At 59.9% G+C, this 18,941-nt stretch carries 17 protein-coding genes; 5 read left to right on the plus strand and 12 right to left on the minus strand.

From position 1 onward, the window contains the following. Positions 1-960: 960 nt before the first annotated feature. On the plus strand, positions 961-1,326 hold the full coding sequence (locus tag AK821_RS11755; RefSeq protein WP_064389788.1) for a DUF6124 family protein: 366 nt from the start codon (positions 961-963) through the stop codon (positions 1,324-1,326). 132 nt (positions 1,327-1,458) lie between these two features. On the opposite strand, the gene AK821_RS11760 is transcribed toward AK821_RS11755, so the two are convergent. Both AK821_RS11760 and AK821_RS11765 read right to left on the minus strand, forming a co-directional pair. Next, positions 1,459-2,850, minus strand: coding sequence for a surface-adhesin E family protein (locus tag AK821_RS11760; RefSeq protein ID WP_064389789.1), 1,392 nt, complete (start codon positions 2,848-2,850; stop codon positions 1,459-1,461). Between the two features lie 79 nt (positions 2,851-2,929). Further along, a complete protein-coding gene (locus tag AK821_RS11765) occupies positions 2,930-3,628 on the minus strand; it encodes a hypothetical protein (RefSeq protein WP_064389790.1) in 699 nt (232 codons plus the stop codon). Positions 3,629-3,743: 115 nt separating this feature from the next. On the opposite strand from AK821_RS11765, the gene AK821_RS31395 reads away from it, so the two are divergent. Further along, on the plus strand, positions 3,744-4,121 hold the full coding sequence (locus AK821_RS31395; protein ID WP_442965587.1) for a hypothetical protein: 378 nt from the start codon (positions 3,744-3,746) through the stop codon (positions 4,119-4,121). Here AK821_RS31395 and AK821_RS11770 read toward each other — a convergent pair. The 3 genes from AK821_RS11770 to inhA all read right to left on the minus strand — a co-directional run bounded on the left by AK821_RS11770 (position 4,111) and on the right by inhA (position 7,487). Continuing rightward, complete coding sequence (locus tag AK821_RS11770) at positions 4,111-5,676, minus strand: methyl-accepting chemotaxis protein (protein ID WP_064389791.1); 1,566 nt, start codon at positions 5,674-5,676, stop codon at positions 4,111-4,113. The genes AK821_RS31395 and AK821_RS11770 overlap by 11 nt on opposite strands. Positions 5,677-5,778: 102 nt before the next feature. After that, entirely contained in the window at positions 5,779-6,570 is a 792-nt protein-coding gene (locus AK821_RS11775) for a CPBP family intramembrane glutamic endopeptidase (protein WP_064389792.1), read from the minus strand. A 230-nt stretch (positions 6,571-6,800) separates the two neighbouring features. Continuing rightward, positions 6,801-7,487, minus strand: coding sequence for an isonitrile hydratase (gene inhA / locus AK821_RS11780; protein WP_064389793.1), 687 nt, complete (start codon positions 7,485-7,487; stop codon positions 6,801-6,803). A gap of 89 nt (positions 7,488-7,576) precedes the next feature. Here inhA and AK821_RS11785 point away from each other — a divergent pair, with 89 nt between their 5' ends. Then, positions 7,577-8,560 (plus strand): GlxA family transcriptional regulator, encoded by a 984-nt coding sequence (locus AK821_RS11785; protein ID WP_064389794.1) that lies wholly within the window; start codon positions 7,577-7,579, stop codon positions 8,558-8,560. Here AK821_RS11785 and AK821_RS11790 read toward each other — a convergent pair. The 6 genes from AK821_RS11790 to AK821_RS11815 form a co-directional block, all read right to left on the minus strand. Beyond that, a complete protein-coding gene (locus AK821_RS11790; RefSeq protein ID WP_064389795.1) occupies positions 8,529-9,428 on the minus strand; it encodes an alpha/beta fold hydrolase in 900 nt (299 codons plus the stop codon). The two genes, AK821_RS11785 and AK821_RS11790, sit on opposite strands and share 32 nt — an antisense overlap. Before the next feature lie 12 nt (positions 9,429-9,440). Beyond that, positions 9,441-10,073: a BRCT domain-containing protein gene (locus AK821_RS11795; RefSeq protein ID WP_064389796.1), complete on the minus strand. Its 633-nt coding sequence runs from the start codon at positions 10,071-10,073 to the stop codon at positions 9,441-9,443. 12 nt (positions 10,074-10,085) lie between these two features. Next, the gene (locus AK821_RS11800; RefSeq protein ID WP_064389797.1) at positions 10,086-10,475 is read right to left on the minus strand and encodes a hypothetical protein; all 390 of its coding nucleotides are present in this window, start codon (positions 10,473-10,475) and stop codon (positions 10,086-10,088) included. A 360-nt stretch (positions 10,476-10,835) separates the two neighbouring features. Continuing rightward, positions 10,836-12,662, minus strand: coding sequence for a glycoside hydrolase family 15 protein (locus AK821_RS11805; protein ID WP_064389798.1), 1,827 nt, complete (start codon positions 12,660-12,662; stop codon positions 10,836-10,838). Beyond that, positions 12,655-13,455: a glucose 1-dehydrogenase gene (locus AK821_RS11810; RefSeq protein WP_064389799.1), complete on the minus strand. Its 801-nt coding sequence runs from the start codon at positions 13,453-13,455 to the stop codon at positions 12,655-12,657. The genes AK821_RS11805 and AK821_RS11810 overlap by 8 nt, the downstream gene beginning before the upstream one ends. Before the next feature lie 89 nt (positions 13,456-13,544). After that, positions 13,545-15,092 carry a family 2 encapsulin nanocompartment cargo protein terpene cyclase gene (locus AK821_RS11815; protein WP_064389800.1) on the minus strand — a complete coding sequence of 516 codons (1,548 nt, stop codon included), beginning with the start codon at positions 15,090-15,092 and terminating at the stop codon, positions 13,545-13,547. Positions 15,093-15,422: 330 nt separating this feature from the next. On the opposite strand from AK821_RS11815, the gene AK821_RS11820 reads away from it, so the two are divergent. After that, a complete protein-coding gene (locus AK821_RS11820; RefSeq protein ID WP_064389801.1) occupies positions 15,423-16,595 on the plus strand; it encodes an MFS transporter in 1,173 nt (390 codons plus the stop codon). A 101-nt stretch (positions 16,596-16,696) separates the two neighbouring features. On the opposite strand, the gene AK821_RS11825 is transcribed toward AK821_RS11820, so the two are convergent. After that, a complete protein-coding gene (locus AK821_RS11825; RefSeq protein WP_064389802.1) occupies positions 16,697-17,830 on the minus strand; it encodes a cupin-like domain-containing protein in 1,134 nt (377 codons plus the stop codon). Between the two features lie 129 nt (positions 17,831-17,959). Between AK821_RS11825 and AK821_RS11830 the strand changes: the two genes are divergently transcribed. Continuing rightward, on the plus strand, positions 17,960-18,697 hold the full coding sequence (locus tag AK821_RS11830) for a thioesterase II family protein (RefSeq protein WP_064389803.1): 738 nt from the start codon (positions 17,960-17,962) through the stop codon (positions 18,695-18,697). Positions 18,698-18,941: the final 244 nt, after the last annotated feature.

Genomic DNA, 18,941 nt, shown 5'->3' on the forward strand with positions numbered 1-18,941 from the left:
AAAAGGCTTGCTCCTACGTACGGCCCGCTCGCTGGGGCTCGGGGTCCCTTCGCTCCGGGATCGATCCGGGCGCAGCGCCTACGGTTTGCTTCGCTGCACCTCCTCTCGCTGTGTTTGGCTGCGCCAAACGGTCGCTGCGCTCCCACGCCCGGATCAATCCCTCCACTCAGCCTTCCGACGTCGCCCGTGGATCAAGATCAAGAGCAGGCGAGCTGACACTCGGCCTATTGAGTGGTGAAGAGCGGGTGTTCGGCTTTTGTTTTGTGGTGCTCTTGCCCCTCATCGGAACGCCGCCCGCCCAGCCCGCTCCCGAGGGAGAGGGCGCCGATTTGTGGGCCTTTCAGAATCTGAGTTCGACTCGGTATCGCACGTCGGCGTACCTTGCCCAAACACCTCGGTCAGTCACCTCTCTCTGGGAAGGAGAAGAGCCGATTTGTGTGCTTTTCAGCGCTGGAGTTCAACGCGGTATCGCACGTCGGCGTACCTTGCCCAAACACCTCGGTCAGTCCCCTCTCCCTCTGGGAGAGGGCTAGGGTGAGGGGCTATTTCGCTGACACGATAAAAAACTGGAAGCCCTCACTACCCAGCAGTTCCTGTGCGTAAACATGATTCCGCGAGCGCGTTTAAAGTACACGAGCCGTTACGCCATCGGGCCTACAACACCTTGCGCCGTTACCTACGCGTACGCCAGAATCCGCCGGCTTACACGACCATAGCGCGGGCTATATCGTTTGCCTGCCACTGCCCATCAGTGGTCGGGTTTAGTAGCCCGTATGGTTTTAGTAAGTGCATAGGTCCCATTAAGTCAGGCGCATTTGCCTGCACTCAATGGTGGCTGTGCTCAGGGCGCTTTCGAGCGCGCCGGTCTTGCTAATTCCTCCGGTCTACTAACCTGCGCACAGCCGCCACCCTTCTTTTAGTAGAGAACGGTCGCGGCCCTTGTTCAGGAATTAGATATTTATGTTCAAAGCCACGCCAAACCCTCCGGGCACCGACCCAATCCCTCACGACCCAGCGCTTGAGTCTCAAAAGACAAAAGAAGCAATCGATCGCGCCCTCGACCACTACCTCAGACCAGAAGCCCTGGCGGCCCCGCCAAACTCGCCCAAGTTTCGCCCGGTCTATCTCGTCGACCCCACGCTGGATGACGAAACCCTCCTGGTCGAGGCTAGCGAGTCGCTTTCATACGCCCACGCCATGGCCGGTAACATCGCCAACTCAATCGGCGGCCCGGAACGCAAGCCGCTGCTGGCGCTGCAACAGGTGATCATGCTCAACGAACTGTTGGTCAATCGACTGTTGGATAAGCTGAAGTTGCCTCAGTAATTTCGCCGGCTGTTATGGCCTCATCGCGAGCAGGCTCGCTCCTACATTGGATCTGTGGTGATCACAGATTGTGAGCCCGACAACGATCCCCTGTAGGAGTGAGCCTGCTCGCGATGAGGCACCAGTCGCCGCCTACTTCACGCTTTGCACGTGCATATCCACCGCAATCCCGTCGCCTTTATCCGTACTGGCGTGATAGAAAAAACCGTAATCCACCAGATAGTAATAATGATCCATCGGCACGGGCTTCAAGCTCTTGCGCTGATCACGGCAACTGATCGCTTTGGCGTTACCACTCAACGCCGGGTTCAGCAGTTTGGCGGGTGACTCGCTGTCGACGGTGCAATCCACGGTAACCGGTTCTTCCCCCAGCGAGCCGATCAGGTTGCTGTTGATGCTGCCTTGGCGGGTGTAGCCCAGTTGGCTGCCGACGCGCATTTGCTGCCAATCACCTCGGAAACTCAAATTGTCGATCACAAGGGTGTTGCGGGACAGTTTGGCCTGTTCCCGACCGGACAGGGTGAGCAGGCCGCGCCAGCTGATTTGATGGCCGACGAGGTTTTCGCTCTTATGGTCAATGCTCAGTTGTTGGCTGACCGGGTCGGTGGAAATGAAGTATTCGGTGCGTTCCGGCCAGCTCTTTTTGCTATTGCTGGCGGTCCCGGCGAGGTCCAGGTAAGTCAGGGTCTTGAGTGGTTTCGGCAGGTGCAGCTGTTCGATGCTTTTCAGCACGTTCGGGCTGATGTCGGGGATAGCGTTGGCATCTACCGCCGCTTTGCTGCGTCGGGTCAGCGCCGGCAGGCTGGCGATGGACGTTGGTGCGTTGCACACCAGTTCAAACATCTTTGACTTGTCCGCCTCGGACGCCGTGATTACTTTGGTCTCGGGGAACATGTCGATTTTGCCGTCGGTGACCTGGTTGTCGGCGTTGAGGAAATAGCGGGCCAGCAGCTTGGAATTGCGTGTGGCGCAATCGAACGTGTAGTGCTCGCGAGTTTGGGTGAACGGTGCGCTATTGACCAGGTTGAGGCGGGTTTTCGGCTCGTCGTAGGCCATCCATACATCGACGTGCCCGGCCTTGTTTTGCAGGTTGTTTTTATCGACCAGCAACCAGCGACCTGTGTCGTCTTCCGCCACTTTGCGCCAATCGGCTACAGGCAGGTTTTTGCATGCCTGGAGGAAATCGCGGTTGTTCAGCAGTGTGGCGTGGTAACGCTCGGGCAACGCCCTCGCCGGCGCATAGTGACGCGGATTGCCCGGATAAATGTGGCGCATCAACAGGAATGAATACACTTCGTTGATCTGCGCCGTGCTGCAGGCCGCAGAGTACTGGAAGCGCTGTACCACCACGGATTGCGGATCGCGCGGCTCGATCACCTGAAAGTTGATGACGTCGCCTTCACGCATCAGGCTGTTGGGCGTCAACGGCTGGGCCAGCAACACTGCCTGGCGGTCGGTATTTTTGGGCTGGGTGACGCAAGCGGCCAGCAGCAATGTGCTGATGCAAAGAATGATGCGCTGCACGGAACTCTCCGGGGGATCGATTGAAAGAGGCATTACGATTCATATAGCTCTGCTTGGGCTCAGCGCAGCGCCATCACCCTTACTCGTTCAAATCCTTGACCAGATAGTCGCCGACAATCTGCGAAACACCGGTCAACGCGGTGCGTACCAGTTCCGGTTCAGTGCGATAGCGCAGCGGCTCATAACCGTAGGTGTTGGCGCCGTTAAACGCGGTGATCGGCTCGTTGCGCTGCCAGATCAACTCGTCGCCGCGCTTCATCACGCCGTTGACCGCGATGGTCGGGTAAACCACGCTGCTGAAGCCCTGGGTCAGGGCGAAGCCCCAGTTGAATACGGTCAGTTCAATCTGCGCGTCCGCCGGTTCGTTGTCGCCGACGATTTTGAAGCGGCCGCTGGCGGCGAGTTTTTCTTCGAAGCTCGTTTTCACCAAGTCGCCGAGGTTGATGTTGGCGGTTTCCATGTTGTACAGGATCGCATCGACGGTCGACATGGAGGCCAAGTCGCCGGCCTTCAAACCAGCAGCAAAACCGGCACCGCCGAGTGCCGCCGTACCGATTTTGCCAGCGCCCGCCGCCAGACCTACGCCGGTGCCGACGCCCGCGCCAATGGCGGCGCCCCATGCTTGTTCGCGGCCCATATAGCTCATTTCCCGGGGTTTCCATGACACCGCAAGGATTTTCACGGTGTGGATTTGGGTACGGTATTCGGGCTTGAATTTCTGGTTGGCGCATCCGGCCAGGAACAGAACGGCGAACATCAGGACAGCGATCTTCTTCATGAAGGACTCACAACAAGAAACGGACTTGCGGAGGTTGTCGTCCGCATGCAGGAATTCTGAAGGGGTGATGGCTATTAATGTGCCACTATCGCGGCGATCGAGTTCCGGCGCCTGAATGCCGCTGCCGCCAGCACGTGGAAGCGCGCATCGGAAAATTCGCTGGACACACACAGCCCCACACGCTGACGTCTCGCGCTCTATTGCGAGAGATTCCCAGCGATGCGCGCTGTGCCACGGGCCGGATATCAAAGGCACGGGGCCGTTGGCGAAAAAGAGCAATCCGTCCACACCCGACCTGACCACCCCCGCGTTCAAGCAACGGCTAAATGATTACCCGGGGGGGATTGTGTCTTCGGTGATCCTGCGCCCGAACGGCAATCTGATACCGAAAACCTTGCAGGAGAATTCAAAAAGATCGCAGCCTGCGGCAGCTCCTACACCGATTATCTGTAGGAGCTGCCGCAGGCTGCGATTTTTTGCTGTTAGCGGTTAAACCGCTCCACCAACGAATATTGCGTGTTAGCCGTCTTCGTCAGCTCTTCACTCAGCAACGCCGAGTTATGCGCCTGCTCCGACGTCTGATCCGCCAACTCCGAAATATTGCTGATGTTGCGGCTGATCTCTTCAGCCACCGCACTTTGCTCTTCCGTCGCCGCCGCAATCTGCGTGGTCATGTCGGTGATGTTGGCCACCGCTTCGCTGATGCCGACCAGTGCCTGATCCGCTTCCAGCACCCGCGCCACACCTTCTTCCGCTTGGCGATGGCCGGCTTCCATGGTTTGCACGGCGCTGGACGCGGTCTGCTGCAACTTGGCGATCAGGGCATGAATCTGCCCGGTCGATTCGCTGGTGCGTTGCGCCAGTTGACGCACTTCGTCAGCTACTACCGCGAAGCCACGGCCCATCTCGCCAGCACGTGCAGCTTCGATGGCGGCGTTGAGCGCGAGCAGGTTGGTCTGGTCGGCGATGCCTTTGATCACATCAACCACGCCGCCGATTTCGTCGCTGTCCTTGGCCAGTTGGGTCACGGTCAGGCCGGTTTCCCCCACGACCACGGACAGACGCTGAATGGCTTCGCGGGTTTCCCCGGCGATGTCACGGCCGCGACCGGTCAGGCGATTGGCTTCCTGAGTGGCGTCAGCAGTGCGCTGGACGTGGCTCGCCACTTCTTGCGTGGTCGCGGCCATCTGGTTGACGGCGGTGGCGACCTGTTCGGTTTCCACGCGCTGACGTTCCAGACCAGTGGAGCTGTTGTGCGCCAGGGCGTCGGACTGCTTGGCCTGATCGGTCAGGTGTTCGGCGGTGTCCTGCAGACGAGTCAGGCAGGTTTTCAGGCGGGCTTCCTGGCTGAGGATCGACATTTCCAGACGCGCCTGGGCGCCACGGCTGTCGGTGTACATCTGCGCGATCAGCGGGTCAGAGGTGGTCTGCTCGGCCAGACGCAGCAGGCGCTTGAGCCCGCGTTGCTGCCATTGCAGGCCCATCAGGCCCAGCGGCACCGACAGACCGGCGGCGAGAGCGAAGCCCCACTGCGAGTTCAGGGTCGCGCCGATCACGAAGCTCAACTGGCTGACCAGAATGAACGGCAGCCAGTCTTGCAGCACCGGTAGCCATTTATCGCTGGAAGGGATCGCCGACTTGCCTTGGTTGATGCGTTGGTAGAGCGCTTCGGCACGGCGGATCTGTTCGGCGGTGGGTTTGATCCGCACCGACTCGTAACCGACCACCTGATTGCCGTCGAACACCGGTGTGACATAGGCGTTAACCCAGTAATGGTCACCGGTCTTGCAGCGATTCTTGACAATGCCCATCCATGGCAAGCCTTGTTTCAGTGTGCCCCACATGTGCGAAAACACCGCCGCCGGCACGTCAGGGTGACGGACCAGGTTATGCGGCGCACGGATCAGTTCCTCACGCGAAAACCCGCTGATTTCGACGAAAGCGTCGTTGCAGTAGGTGATCACGCCCTTGGCGTCGGTTGTGGAAATCAACCGCTGCTGAGCCGGAAAAGTCCGTTCGCGTTGTGTAATGGGCTGGTTATTACGCATGGTTTTTCAATCCGCAAGGCTTTGAAAGGTTGTCGGCGGTGACAGCTGATTATTGAAAATTTTTTTCAATAATCAGCACAGCGTCGCAAAACGGCGCTTGCTTCAGCCGGCGAGCATCGGATAGGTGAACAGGCCGAAATGCAGCAGGTTCAGGCCGAAATGCGTGACGATCGCCGCGCCGAGTCCGCCAAAACGATAGGCCAGACCATAGCCGACCCCCGCCAGCCCTGCCAGCAACACCCAGCTCCAGCCCGCGCCGGCATGCACCAGACCAAACAGCAGCGAGGCCAGCAGCAGGGCGAGGTTGTCGCCGTACGGCAGGTGTTTGAAGCGCTGGCTGAGGCCGCCCTGTATATAGCCGCGAAACAGCGCTTCTTCGACCAAGGTCACCAGCAGCAGATTATTGAGCACCCACAGCCACGCCTGATCCGGCCACTTCGGCGCCCAGGCAATCACACCCAGCAACAGCGCGCCGCCGAGGGCCAGAACCGCGCTCAGCGTCAGGGCGAGGGCGGTGGCGTAGACGCTCAGGCGCAACGAACGGCGCCCGACAATCCACGGGCACACCAGCAGCAACCAGAAACCAATCAGCGGTTTATCCAGATTCAGGTACATCGAGAACGGCACGGCGTTGTCGGTGAAGCGCTGCGGATCGATAGCCCGACCGTTGGCGAAACCCGGTAACCAGTGCAGCGCCAACGCCACGGCCAACACGATGAACAGCCCATGACCAAGAAAACGCGCGACCGGCACCTGTTGCTGGCGCACGGCAAAACCGGCGAACACCAGCAGCCCCACGGAAATCAAAGCGAGCCAGCCGAGGTGGCCGTAGCTCAGCGCCCATCCATAACCGAAGCTGAGAAGCGCCAGATAGAGCCATGGCAAAGCCTTCATCGAAAGTCCCTGTGCAGAATGTTTGGAGGGGCTTTCTACACGGGTGGGGGCGCGGGGACAAGTGAAGGTGAAGGGGGAAACCGGGGCAGCACACAAACCTATGGTCAACCCCTTTACCTGTGGGAGCTGGCTTGCCAGCGATGAGGCCTGTTCAGCCGACATCTTCATCGACTGGTCCACCGCTATCGCTGGCAAGCCAGCTCCCACAGGGTTTTGTGTTTGCCTGGGAATCAGTGCAAGTTGAGTTTGGCGGCAGCGCGCTCGGTAATTTCCGTACGTAGCTTCAGCGATGGCGCTGCACGCAAACGGGCCTCATCGACAACCGCACCCGGCGCAGTCTCCGGGCTGCCGGAATTGAACGGCGGTGCCGGGGCATATTCCAATTGCAACTGGATCAGTTGCGCCGCGTCGGCACCCACCAACTCTTCAGCCAATACCAAGGCAAAATCGATCCCCGCGGTAATCCCGCCACCGGTAAACAGATTGCCGTCACGCACCACCCGATCTTTCACCGCAATCGCACCCAGCGTCGGCAGCAGATCGTGATACGCCCAATGCGTGGTCGCGCGTTTGCCTTGCAGCAGGCCCGCCGCGCCGAGGACCAACGAGCCGGTGCACACTGAGGTCACATATTTCGCCTGAAGGGCCTGGCGTTTGATGAAGTCCAGCGTCTGCGCGTCTTCCATCAACGGCCCGACACCGCCGCCACCGGGAATGCAGATCACATCCAGACACGGGCAATCCTCGAACGTGATGGTCGGTTTCAACAGCAGACCGGTGCTGGCGGTGACCGGCATCAGATCCTTCCAGATCAGATGCACCTGTACGTCCGGCAACGAGGCAAGCACGTCATAAGGGCCGGTCAGGTCGAGTTGCTGAACCTGCGGAAACAACAGAAAACCGATCTGCAACGTCATCGTTCTTGCTCCATGAAAAGGGGTGGACGGCTTCACTGTAGGCGCGTAGGTTCTGGCGCATACGCCAATCACCCCACGAATTACGCCAAATGCCCAAAGCCATCCACGTACTCGCGTTTGCCAACATGCAGATCCTCGACGTCACCGGGCCGTTGCAGGTGTTCGCCTCGGCCAACGACATCGCTCGTCAACGCGGTTTGCCGATACCCTATTCGCCGAGCGTGATTGCCAGCGGCGGCGGGGCGGTGATGTCATCGGCGGGTCTGGCGGTGTTGGCTGAGCCTTTACCGGACGCGGCCAGTGACACGCTGATCATCGCCGGCGGCTGGGGCATTTATCCCGCCGCTGAAGATGTGCCGCTGGTGGATTGGGTGCGCGCACATGCCGCGAAATGCCGACGCGTGGCCTCGGTGTGCACAGGCGCTTTTTTGCTGGCCGCCAGTGGCTGGCTCGACGGTCGTCGCGTGGTCACCCACTGGACCCGCTGCGAACAACTGGCGCAGCAACACCCCAATCTGCACGTTGAGGCGAATCCGATTTTCATCAACGACGGCCCGGTGTGGACCTCGGCGGGTGTCACCGCTGGCATCGACTTGGCTTTGGCAATGGTCGAAGAAGATCTGGGCAGCGACATCGCATTGGATGTCGCCCGCCATCTGGTGGTGTTCCTCAAGCGCCCCGGCGGGCAATCGCAGTTCAGCGTGACCTTGTCGTTGCAGAATCAGGGCAATCGTTTTGATGAGTTGCACGCGTGGATCGCCGAGAACCTCACCTGCGACCTCGGCGTCCCGACCCTTGCCGAGCAGGCCGGCATGAGTGAACGCAGTTTCGTCCGCCATTACCGCGCCGACACCGGCCAGACCCCGGCGCGGGCCATCGAAATGATCCGCGTCGAAACCGCCCGGCGATTGCTCAGTGACACTGGTCTGCCGGTCAAACGCATCGCGGCCAATTGCGGGTTTGGCAGTGAAGAGACGTTGCGTCGTAGTTTTCTGCGGGCAATTGGCGTAACGCCGCAGGCTTATCGCGAGCGGTTTTCGGTCAGTGCTGCAACAGATCCAGTAATGCCTTGAGGGTTTGTTCAGGGGCTTCCTCGGGAATGTTATGGCCGACATCGGGCAACACACGCCGCTCATAGAAGCCGGTGAAATGCTCTGCGTCTTCATCCTCTTGTGGTGCAGGGCCGACACCGTCGTCGGCACCGCACAAAGAAATGGTCGGCACGCTAATGGTCGGTTGCCGAGTCAGCAAATCTTCCATCAACTCAAACGCCGGATCTCCCGCGACGTACATGAAGCGGTGGCGATAGGAGTGGATCACCACGTCAACGAAATCGGGGTTGTCGAAGACAGGCGCAGTCAGGGGGAAACGCTTGGCGGTGTGCGACCAGGTCGGAGACCAAAGCCTCCAGAGCAGCTCACAAAACTCCCGACGATTGTGCTTCAGGCCCTCAACGCCACGTGGCGTGTGGAAGTAATACTGATACCAGAGCCGATGTTCGGTCTCGGGATCCAGCGGTCGAATCGAGTTGGGGATGTCCTGCAGGTTGTAGCCATCACCGGTCACCAAGCCGCGCACTCGTTCCGCAAATAACGCCGCGACGATACATGCCGCGCGACCACCCCAGTCATACCCGCAGAGCGTGGCTTGTTCGATGGAGAGTGCATCCATCAAATTCAGCAAATCCTGGGCGAGTGCGGCTTGCTGGCCTGAGCGCAGTGTTTGTGCATCGTTGAAGCGAGTCTGCCCGTAACCGCGCAGGTACGGAACGACGACTCGGTAACCCTGAGCGGCGAGGAGCGGCGCGATTTTGTCGTAAGCGCGAGGGGAATAGGGGAAGCCGTGAAGGAGGATCACCGGCGCACCGGTTTCCGGGCCATGCGCCTCATAGGCAATGGTCAGGCTAGCGGTTTTGCAGAACAGAATCGCTTTTCCACTCATACCGGGCTCCTGTTATCCGAACAACACCTTCTGCCAATGATCTTCACTGATGATGGCGATCGGCACGCCGCTGTCTCTCAGCTCAACGGCTTTTTTGATCTTCGTACCATAGCTGCTGTGCAGCCACTGTTCATTGCCGATGCTGCCGATCACTAGATAGTGGATTTTCTTGCTGACACCTGCACCAATCATTCCGCCGCGTTCTACGATCAGCGATTCACACGCTTTGCGCGGCCCGTAAGCCATAACACCGGTAAACAGAAAAACACGATTGGCACAGTCCAGGGATGGGGCTGGACTATCGAGCGGCAGGCTGTTGGGCACGCTGAAGGTTTGTGCTGCGCCCACTGGCAGGCCGGCGAACTGATGAAGAATCTCCAGCAATTCCACCGATTCATCGGCATCCAGTACACCGTCGCTAAGCATGCCCCCAAGACGCTTGTAGAGAATATTTACCACCGGATCCCCCAAGTGAACCAAGTGGGTTTCGATCCAGGTCTTGAGAAACTCGGCTTCCTGCTGATTGATCTTGCCATCAGCGGCTAGCCCGGCAGCGACCCCTGCCAGTGCGTCGGCCGAACGCCTGTCAATCCGCGCTTCGTGAAAGAAACGGCTGTTATGAAATTCCTGATGCAAATCGACCATCGCTGCTTCTCCTTAAGCCTCGGCTTCCGCCACCTGATTGAAATACTTCGTCCGATCCGGAGTAAACGTCACCCGCATCTTCGTCCGCGAACAGGTCAACGAACGTTCTTCGCTCATATCAATATCCAGATCCTCGCCGCGCAAGCCTTGCCACTGCGCCAGATACTTCAACGAGCCATATTTTTCGGTTTTCTTCAGGCTGCGGCTCACGCCACCTTTCCAGCCGAGCACTGGCAGTTCGTCGGCGAGGCAGCGTTGGGCGAGGTCGGGGAAGCGGGTGGCGCGTTGGCGGCCGATTTCCCAGCATTTGATCAGGCCTTTGTCCGCGGCTTCCCAGAGTTGGCTGCGGGTCAGGCCGCTGCGAAGGGGCGTGTCGATTGTGCGCTGGACGTGCTGGGACATTCTGGTTCCTTGAATTCGGGTTTTATTGGACAGCTCCGCTGTGCCCGTTGCGGTGGATGGTAGGGGGGGATGTAACAGCTGGCAACAGGGTATTTCCGGGTGTGACTGCGAGGTTCGGGGGAGGGTGGACGCGGAGGATGTTGATCACCTGTAGTCCATTGCCATGCGAATTTGTGGCGAGGGGATTTATCCCCGATAGGCTGCGCAGCAGCCCCGAAGTGAGAAAACCCGGTACTTCTGGGGGAATGGGTTGGAGGGTTTTGGGGCTGCTTTGCAGCCCATCGGGGATAAATCCCCTCGCCACAGGGGTCCTACAAGGTCTTCGTTTTGTGGACTATTTCCTACAACCACTGGCGAACATTACGGCTGCCACTCACTCTTTTCCCCACTCAACCGACGATCCAGAAAACTCGCCGCGCTGATCAACGCCAGATGCGTCAGCGCTTGCGGTGTATTGCCCAAATGCCGGCCATGGCTGTCGAATTCCTCGGCGTACAAGCCCAGCGGGTTGGCGTAACGCAGCAGTTGCTCAAACTCCAGATGCGCTTTTTCCACTTGGCCGGCGCGGGCGAGGCATTCGACGTACCAGAATGAGCACGCAGCGAAGGCGCCTTCGGTGCCGGCCAGGCCATCGATATTGCTGTCGTCGTTGCGATAGCGATACACCATGCCGTCGCGCACCAGATGTTTTTCAATCGCCTCAAGCGTCGACAGCCAGCGCGGATCCTTGGCGCTGACGAAGCGCACCAGCGGCATCAGCAACATCGAGCCATCCAGCGCCGTGCCACCCTTGTACTGCACGAAATGCCCGCGCTCTTCATTCCAGAAGTTGTCCCAGATGTCGGCGTAGATCGCCTGTCGGGTCTGGTCCCACTGCGCAAACGGTGCCGGCAGCGAGCGTTTCGAGGCCAGTCGGATGGCCCGATCCAGCGCTACCCAGCACATCAGCCGCGAGTGCAGAAAGTGGTGCTGTTCACCGCGCATTTCCCAGATGCCTACATCTTTGGTCTGCCACGTCTCACAGACTTGATCGACCACTTCGCGCACGTGTTTCCAGCCTTCGTGGGAAATTGCGTCGCCGTATTTGTTGACCAGATACACCGCGTCCATCAGCTCGCCAAAGATATCGAGTTGGATCTGATCGTAAGCGCCGTTGCCGATGCGCACCGGTTTTGCTCCGCCGTGCCCCGAGAGGTGATCAAGTTCGGTTTCCGGTAATTCCTGACGGCCATCGATGGCGTAGAGAATGTTCAGCTTCATCGGTTGGCCACAGCAGTCGCTGACCCGCCCGCGCAACCAGCCCATATAAGCGTTGGCTTCGCCGACAAAACCCAGGCGCATGAACGCGTACACCGTGAACGAGGCATCGCGGATCCATGTGTAGCGATAATCCCAGTTGCGTTCGCCCCCCGGCGTTTCCGGCAGGCCGAAGGTGGCGGCGGCGAGAATGGCGCCGTGTTTGCGCGATGTGAGCAGTTTCAACGCAAGGGCCGAACGGTTGACCATTTCGCGCCAGCGTCCGCGATAGATTGACTGACCGAGCCAGTCGCGCCAGAACTTCAATGTGCGTTCCATGCACAGTTGCGCGGCACCTGCCGCGAAACGCGGATCGTCTTCGCCACCCAGCATGAACGCAGCAGTCTGATCCTGTTTCAGGGTAAATGAGGCAACCGCTGCGTCGGTTTCGATGTGCAACGGCTGATCCGAAGTCAGACGCATCGATGGCTGCCCATCGGCACTGAAAATCACCGCTTGCTGGTCCATCCGCGCACGGGTGTCGGAGCGCGCGTAGTCATGGCGCACCGCGCAACGCACGTGGAAGGTCGCCTCACCGCTGACTACGCGAACCCGGCGCATCAGCAGCGGCAAATCGTCCTCGTTGTCCGCCACTGGCAACAGATCGGTGACTTCGACCACCGCACGCTCACTCAGCCAGCGGGTTTGCAGCACATTGGTGTCGGGCAGGTAAATCTGCTCGCGGCGCGCATCGGGCAAGTCCGGCGCCAACTGAAAAATCCCCGCGTCGGGGCTGTCCAGCAACGAACAGAAAATCGACGGGCTGTCGAACTCCGGCCAGCAGAAGAAATCCACGCTACCGCGATCATTGATCAGCGCTGCACTGCGCATGTCACCGATGATGCCGTGGGCATCGATCGGACTTTGTCGTTCCAGGTGATGCTCAGCCATTGCCGCGAAACTCCGGATAGAGGCTCATGCCGCCGTCGATGAACAGGGTGGTGCCGACGATGTAATCGGAGGCATCCGAGGCGAGAAAGACCACGGCGTTGGCGATGTCTTCCGCGTCGCCGATGCGTCCGTAGGGGATCAGCTCCAGCAGCTTGTCGCCGGCAGCGCCTTCGGTCGCGTCTTTGTTGATTGCCGTGCGAATCGCCCCCGGCGCGATGCCGTTGACGCGAATGCGTTGATGGCTGACTTCCTGGGCGAGGGTTTGCATCAACTGATCGACGCCGCCCTTGGACGCCGCGTAATTGACGTGCCCGGCCCAAGGAATGCGCTGGTGCACCGAACTCATGTGGATGAGCTTGCCGGCCGCGCGCGACACGCCTTCGCGAATGCCCTGGCGATTGAAGATGCGCAGGGCGGCGCGAGCGCAGAGGAACTGCCCGGTGAGGTTGACGCTGATCACTGCGTTCCAGTCGTCGAGGGTCATGTCCACGGCGGCAGCGTCTTTTTGCATGCCCGAGTTGGCCACCAGAATGTCCAGCGAGCCGAAGGCCTCGACGGTTTCGGCAAATAACCGTTCAACCTCGTTTTCTTTTGACACGTCGGCACCGATGGCCAGCGCCTGACCGCCCTCGGCAATGATCTGCCGGGCCAGTGCTTCGGCCGGTTCGGCCTGACGGTTGTAGTTGATGACCACTGCGGCGCCGGCAGCGGCGAGGGCTTTGGCGGCAGCGTGGCCGATGCCGGAGCTGGCGCCGGTGATCAGGGCTACTTGTCCGGTGAGGGAGATTTGCATGCAGGGTCGCGCCTTGAGTCGAGGACTTATCTAGCTGACTGACAGGCGGCGACGAGAGTTCATCCGTAATCATGAAAAGTTCGACACCTTCACACCTGATAACGGCCACTGGTGCGATGCCATTCGACATTGCCCGCCAGCCAGCTCTTGATTCCTCGCAAATAGCGTTTGAGCAGCGGCGATGCGCCCGGCAAGACGGCCAGCTCTGCGGCTTCATACAGATGCATGATCTCGTCATGGATAGCGGCGCTTTGCGCCATGGCCTGTTGCGGCGAGCATTGCTGCTCACGCATCAGCAGCAACGGTAAATTGAAATCACCAATGCCGGCCTGCTGTTCCTTCAACGCCGAAAACAGGTCGTTGGCAATGATCGTGGCGCTGGCAGCCAGTGTCGTCACCCGCCGCACTTGCGGTGCGCTGTAGACATTGGCGGGCAATTCATAGTCACCGACAATGTCGACGAGCGACAGGCATGGGAGGAAACTGTTGACCTGGCGGTGGGCGAGGTACTCCCAGAGCGCCGGCGTGAGGCCTTCGATGCGCCAGGCGGCTTCGGCTGTCATGGTTACGAACATGGCGATGATTTCATGGCGTACGCGTGCGACCTGTGCAGGTCTCGCGAAGGCCTCCACCCGCGCCAGATAGGCCTGCAGTGCGACCAATACCGGATCGCCACACAAAGCCTGTGCCAGACCAGGGCGAAACCGTTCGCTCAAATAAACCGGTTCCAGCGCGGCCAGCGCGACGGACAGGCGCGGGCCGACCAGTTTGGGTTCAGCCCCGGTTCTTTCATCATCACAGTAGTAATCATCGACGGCGAACAGCGCGGCAACACATTGCGCTGCCAGCAACACACGGTCCGGATCCTCCGTGTCGGTATGACACAGCATGGCGAAGCGCCCAAAGCCCATCGCGCGGACTTTTTCGAGTTGGCCCGGAAAGATCCCGACCTGCTCGATCCATGGCATGAGCTGTTCATCCACTGCCTCGGCCAGCGCAGCATCGACCCGAAAGGGAGCAGGGCAGTACAACGGTGGGATGGCCCAGGGCGAATCCATACGAACAACGTTTCGCGGCGGCGATGATGGTGAAGCGGTGCGCGCGCGCACTGCCTCGAACCAGCCTCGCACCCCCTCTATCCCGAACTGCTCGAACATCCGCCGAAACCAGACCGTGAAGACGTTGGGCGTCTGCTCGATGCGCTCCGCGATTTGCGGTAGCGCCAGCCACTCCCAGCTTACGGCTTCATCAGGATTGGCCACCGGATCGGTCTGACTGATACCGGCAAACACATGATCGAACTCATGCTCGATCAGTTGATCGGACACTTGCTCGTGGTAGAGCATCGAGGCGACTTTGTGCAGCTTGCAGGTCATGCCCATTTCTTCCTGCAGTCGACGGTTGACAGCGACTGCCGTCCGTTCGCCCGCGCGAGGATGCCCGCAGCAGGTGTTGGTCCATAACCCGCCGGAATGATATTTGCCCAGCGCGCGTTGCTGCATCAGCAGCCGGCCCTGCGGATCGAACAGCAGAATGGAAAACGCCCGATGGCGCAGGCCCTGGTGATGCACTTGCATTTTTGCGGCCACGCCGGTCTGGCGATCCTTGGGTGAGACGAGAATGAGCTGTTCATCCATGGCATGGCTCCCGAGTATGTTTGCTGCCAGATAGTTCCCATGCACGTTGCCTGTTCATCAGGAGCGCTGCGCAGTTGAGCGACGGATTAATGAAAACTTGTGTGGCGGAACAAGGCACCTGTCAGATCTGACAGGTCTGCCAGGTTTTCGACAAATGGTCGTTGTGATTCGAGAGGTTGACGGCCATTTCGGCTGTATCAGGCATCGGTCGTCAGCGCATGAGTCGAACCGCAGGCCGTAGTCGAGCACCTTCACATTCCACCAACAATTGTGCGCTTTGCGACCTGCAAGCCTTATGGCAACTTGGCGGCCCCTGATGAGGCAGCACCCATGGCAAACCCCTACCGCGAATTATTCACCGCCCCCGGCGCACGCAATTTTGTCCTGGCCGGGATGATCGCGCGCATGCCGATCTCCATGACCGGTATCGGCGTGATCACCATGCTCTCGCAGTTGAAGGGCGGCTATGCGTTGGCCGGTGGTGTGGCGGCGACGTTTGCTCTGGCCACGGCGTTTTGCGCGCCGCAGGTGTCGCGACTGGTGGACCGCTTCGGGCAGGGGAAAATTCTCCCGGTGTCGGCATTGATCGGCGGCGGCGCACTGCTGATGTTGCTGCTGTGCACGCGGTTGCAAGCGCCAAACTGGACGCTGTTCATCTTCGCCGCGCTGGCCGGGTGCATGCCGAGCATGTCGGCAATGGTGCGTGCGCGCTGGACCGAGATCTATCGCGGTCAGCCGCAATTGCAGACGGCCTATGCGCTGGAGTCGGTGCTGGATGAAGTGTGCTTTATCGTCGGCCCGCCATTGTCGGTGGGGTTGTGCGTGGCGGTGTTTCCCGAGGCGGGACCGCTGGCGGCGCTGCTGGCGCTGGCGATCGGCGTGACGGCGTTTGTCGCCCAGCGCAGCACCGAGCCGGCGGTGCATCCGCACTCGTCCGAAGATCAGGGCTCGATCATTGGTTCGACCGACGTTCAATTACTGCTGGCGCTGATGGTCGCCATGGGCGTTATTGTCGGCGTGATTGATGTAGTCAGCGTTGCGTTTGCCCAACAGCAAGGGCAGCCGGCGGCCGCGAGCATCGTGCTGTCGGTGTACGCGATCGGTTCGTGCCTGGCCGGCATCGCCTTCGGTGCGATGCGCTCGAAATTGCCATTGCCGCAGTTGTTCCTGTACGGCGGCGTGGCGACGGCGGTGACGACATTGCCGCTGTTGCTGGCGAGCAATATTTTTGGCTTGTCGCTGGCCGTGTTCGTTGCCGGGCTGTTCTTCTCGCCGACGCTGATTGTGGCGATGGCGTTGATTGAACGCATCGTGCCAGCAGCCAAGCTCACCGAAGGGTTGACCTGGTTGGTGACCGGTTTGAGTATCGGCGTGGCTGTCGGGGCCGCCGGCTCCGGTTGGCTGGTGGACGCCTTCGGTGCGCGCAGCGGTTTCTGGCTGGCGATTGTGGCGGGGGCCGTGGTGCTTGGCTCGGCAATCCAGAGTTACCGCCATCTCAAGTAGGGGTCGCGGCACGCTGCGATCTTTTGATCTTGATCGTTAAAGTCAAAAGATCGCAGCCTCGTTTCACTCGACAGCTCCTACAAAGTAGAGGTGGCAACTGTTTACCAGCCCCGTCCCGAATTCACCCAGAAATTCACCGACAGTGATGTCGACACCGATTCCACCTGATGGAACCAGCCCTCCGGCAAAAACAGCAAATCCCCAGCCTCCAGCGTTACCCGCAGAAATGTCACGTCGCGGGCGGCTGGAAAACGCTCGTAGTCCGGGGCGTCTGGGTTGAAATCACAGCCATCCAGCCCACCCTTGGGCGCCGTCGACCAGGTGCCCAGCGCTTCACGGTGATGCGGCGCGGCGAGGGTGAAGGTCTTCTGCCCCCAAACCTGCGCGAAGAGGTTGTCGGTGTCGTCACGATGCAACGGCGTCAACGTGCCTTTCGGCCCGATCCAGATTCGCGGCGGAATAAACAGCGAGGTGTCGAAGTAGGGCGGGTACTTGATCTGCTGCATCAACTGCGCCGGCAGGATGTTGTTGCCCATGTAGGCGGGTGGTTCGCCATCTGCACCCTTGACCGCCGGTTGGTCCAGCGAGGCGATGAAGTCGGCCATCGACGTGGAGCGAAAATCACGTTCGGTGGAGAAGGTTTTCTTCACGTAATCGCCATGGCGGGTGATGCCTTGCAGCTCGGCGAAATGCACCAGCGATTCTTCGCGGCTGAGGTTGAACAGTGGCCAGTCGTGCAGCGCATTGCTGATCACCACCGGAATGCCATTGGGCAAGTAGCGGCTGTTGAATTCGGCGACCGACAGATCACTGCGGGCAAGGCGTTCGACGCTGCTTTGGGTCGGCAGGCTGGCAGTGAGTTTTTCGCTGAAGCGCGGCGGAGTCGGGTAGCGCTTGTTCATGTCGACTTTTTCCGCCACGGCGCCACCGTGCATCGCATGTTCGATAATCTGCGGCAGCATCGTTGCCAGGCCCATGTTGCCGCCGATTTTCAGGCGCCCGCTGGCGAACAGCTCTTCGACGTTGGCCATGCCGCTCATGATCCCGAGGAAATCGCGCTCGGCGACTTCAATGGTCACGTCCGGGCTGGCGTGGTGTCCGGGCTCGGTGCGGCTGCTGGCCTTGACCTCGGACCAGTAGGCCTGCTGCGGACCAAACACGAATTGAAAAACGCCTTCGATGCCGACGGCACCGGCATTGGCGAACAGCTTGCCCAGGATGCTCTGCAGGTCCACGGTGAATCCTCGTTATTGGTTTTGGCCTGAACAGTTAACGAGCGCCTGCGGGGGGAATTTACCGGTCGAAGACTAATTTAGCCGCCACGGGATCCGTTTCTCTCTACAAGTGAATTTTTCGAGGAAAGCGTGGTGACCAAGCTGACCCTGCTGTGCCTGCCGTATTCCGGCGCCAGTGCCATGGTCTACAGCCGCTGGCGGCCGAAACTGCCGCAGTGGTTGCAGTTGCAACCGGTTGAGCTGCCGGGACGTGGCGCACGTTTCGGCGAGCCACTGCATACCGACATGCGTGCATTGGCGATGCAACTGGCCAAGGAGCTGCGCCCGACACTCAAAGTCCCTTATGCACTGTTCGGCCACAGCCTTGGCGCGTTGCTGGCCTGCGAAATGGCGCACGCCCTGCGCGCACTGGGCTGTCCCGAGCCGGTAGCGATGTTCGCTTCGGGAACCGCGGCGCCGACGATGCGTGCCGATTACGATCGCGGCTTTGCCGACCCCAAGACCGACGCCGAGTTGATCGAACAACTGCGCACGCTCAATGGCACCAGCGAGGAAGTGCTGGCCAACGCAGAGCTGATGAGCTTGACCTTGCCGATCCTGCGCGCGGATTTCCTGTTGTGCGGCAAGTTCGAGCCGCTGGCGCGACCGCTGCTCAACTGCCCGGTGCATGTGCTCGGCGGCAAGGCAGATCGCGCCACCACCGAGCAATTGATCGGCTGGAGCAAGGAAACCCGCGGCAGTTTTTCGGTGGACATGCTCGCCGGCGGGCACTTCTTTATTCATGAGCATGAAGCGAAGGTATTGAAGGTGATCAAGGATCAGCTCGATGTGCATCATCGCCGCCACGCCATGGCCGCGACTGCCTGAACACCTTATAACCTGTGGGAGCGAGCCTGCTCGCGAAAGCGTCGCAACAGTCAGCATTTTCATTGCCTGACATACCGCTTTCGCGAGCAGGCTCGCTCCCACCTTTGATTTGTCGTGCCCGAGAAATCCCCGCTCTGCCTCCCGCCTGCCAGTTCTTCTCATTCGCTAATTTTTCCGGTCTGCATTCGTTTTATAGGGACGACGTGCCTTTGTGCTTCCTGCCTACTGATCCGGATGCTAAGAA

The organism is Pseudomonas sp. RIT-PI-r (assembly GCF_001297015.1).
In the GTDB taxonomy this organism is placed as follows: Bacteria; Pseudomonadota; Gammaproteobacteria; order Pseudomonadales; family Pseudomonadaceae; genus Aquipseudomonas.

What these genes read in the sequence shown, in the direction of transcription:
- inhA (WP_064389793.1), bottom strand. Translation starts at nt 7,487, where the DNA reads ATGACGTTGCAGATCGGTTTTCTGTTGTTTCCGCAGGTTCAGCAACTC.
- AK821_RS11810 (WP_064389799.1), bottom strand. Translation starts at nt 13,455, where the DNA reads ATGCAAATCTCCCTCACCGGACAAGTAGCCCTGATCACCGGCGCCAGC.
- AK821_RS11765 (WP_064389790.1), bottom strand. Translation starts at nt 3,628, where the DNA reads ATGAAGAAGATCGCTGTCCTGATGTTCGCCGTTCTGTTCCTGGCCGGA.
- AK821_RS11755 (WP_064389788.1), top strand. Translation starts at nt 961, where the DNA reads ATGTTCAAAGCCACGCCAAACCCTCCGGGCACCGACCCAATCCCTCAC.
- AK821_RS11785 (WP_064389794.1), top strand. Translation starts at nt 7,577, where the DNA reads ATGCCCAAAGCCATCCACGTACTCGCGTTTGCCAACATGCAGATCCTC.
- AK821_RS11795 (WP_064389796.1), bottom strand. Translation starts at nt 10,073, where the DNA reads ATGGTCGATTTGCATCAGGAATTTCATAACAGCCGTTTCTTTCACGAA.
- AK821_RS11775 (WP_064389792.1), bottom strand. Translation starts at nt 6,570, where the DNA reads ATGAAGGCTTTGCCATGGCTCTATCTGGCGCTTCTCAGCTTCGGTTAT.
- AK821_RS11800 (WP_064389797.1), bottom strand. Translation starts at nt 10,475, where the DNA reads ATGTCCCAGCACGTCCAGCGCACAATCGACACGCCCCTTCGCAGCGGC.
- AK821_RS11805 (WP_064389798.1), bottom strand. Translation starts at nt 12,662, where the DNA reads ATGGCTGAGCATCACCTGGAACGACAAAGTCCGATCGATGCCCACGGC.
- AK821_RS11820 (WP_064389801.1), top strand. Translation starts at nt 15,423, where the DNA reads ATGGCAAACCCCTACCGCGAATTATTCACCGCCCCCGGCGCACGCAAT.
- AK821_RS11790 (WP_064389795.1), bottom strand. Translation starts at nt 9,428, where the DNA reads ATGAGTGGAAAAGCGATTCTGTTCTGCAAAACCGCTAGCCTGACCATT.
- AK821_RS31395 (WP_442965587.1), top strand. Translation starts at nt 3,744, where the DNA reads ATGCCGCTGCCGCCAGCACGTGGAAGCGCGCATCGGAAAATTCGCTGG.
- AK821_RS11815 (WP_064389800.1), bottom strand. Translation starts at nt 15,092, where the DNA reads ATGGATGAACAGCTCATTCTCGTCTCACCCAAGGATCGCCAGACCGGC.
- AK821_RS11770 (WP_064389791.1), bottom strand. Translation starts at nt 5,676, where the DNA reads ATGCGTAATAACCAGCCCATTACACAACGCGAACGGACTTTTCCGGCT.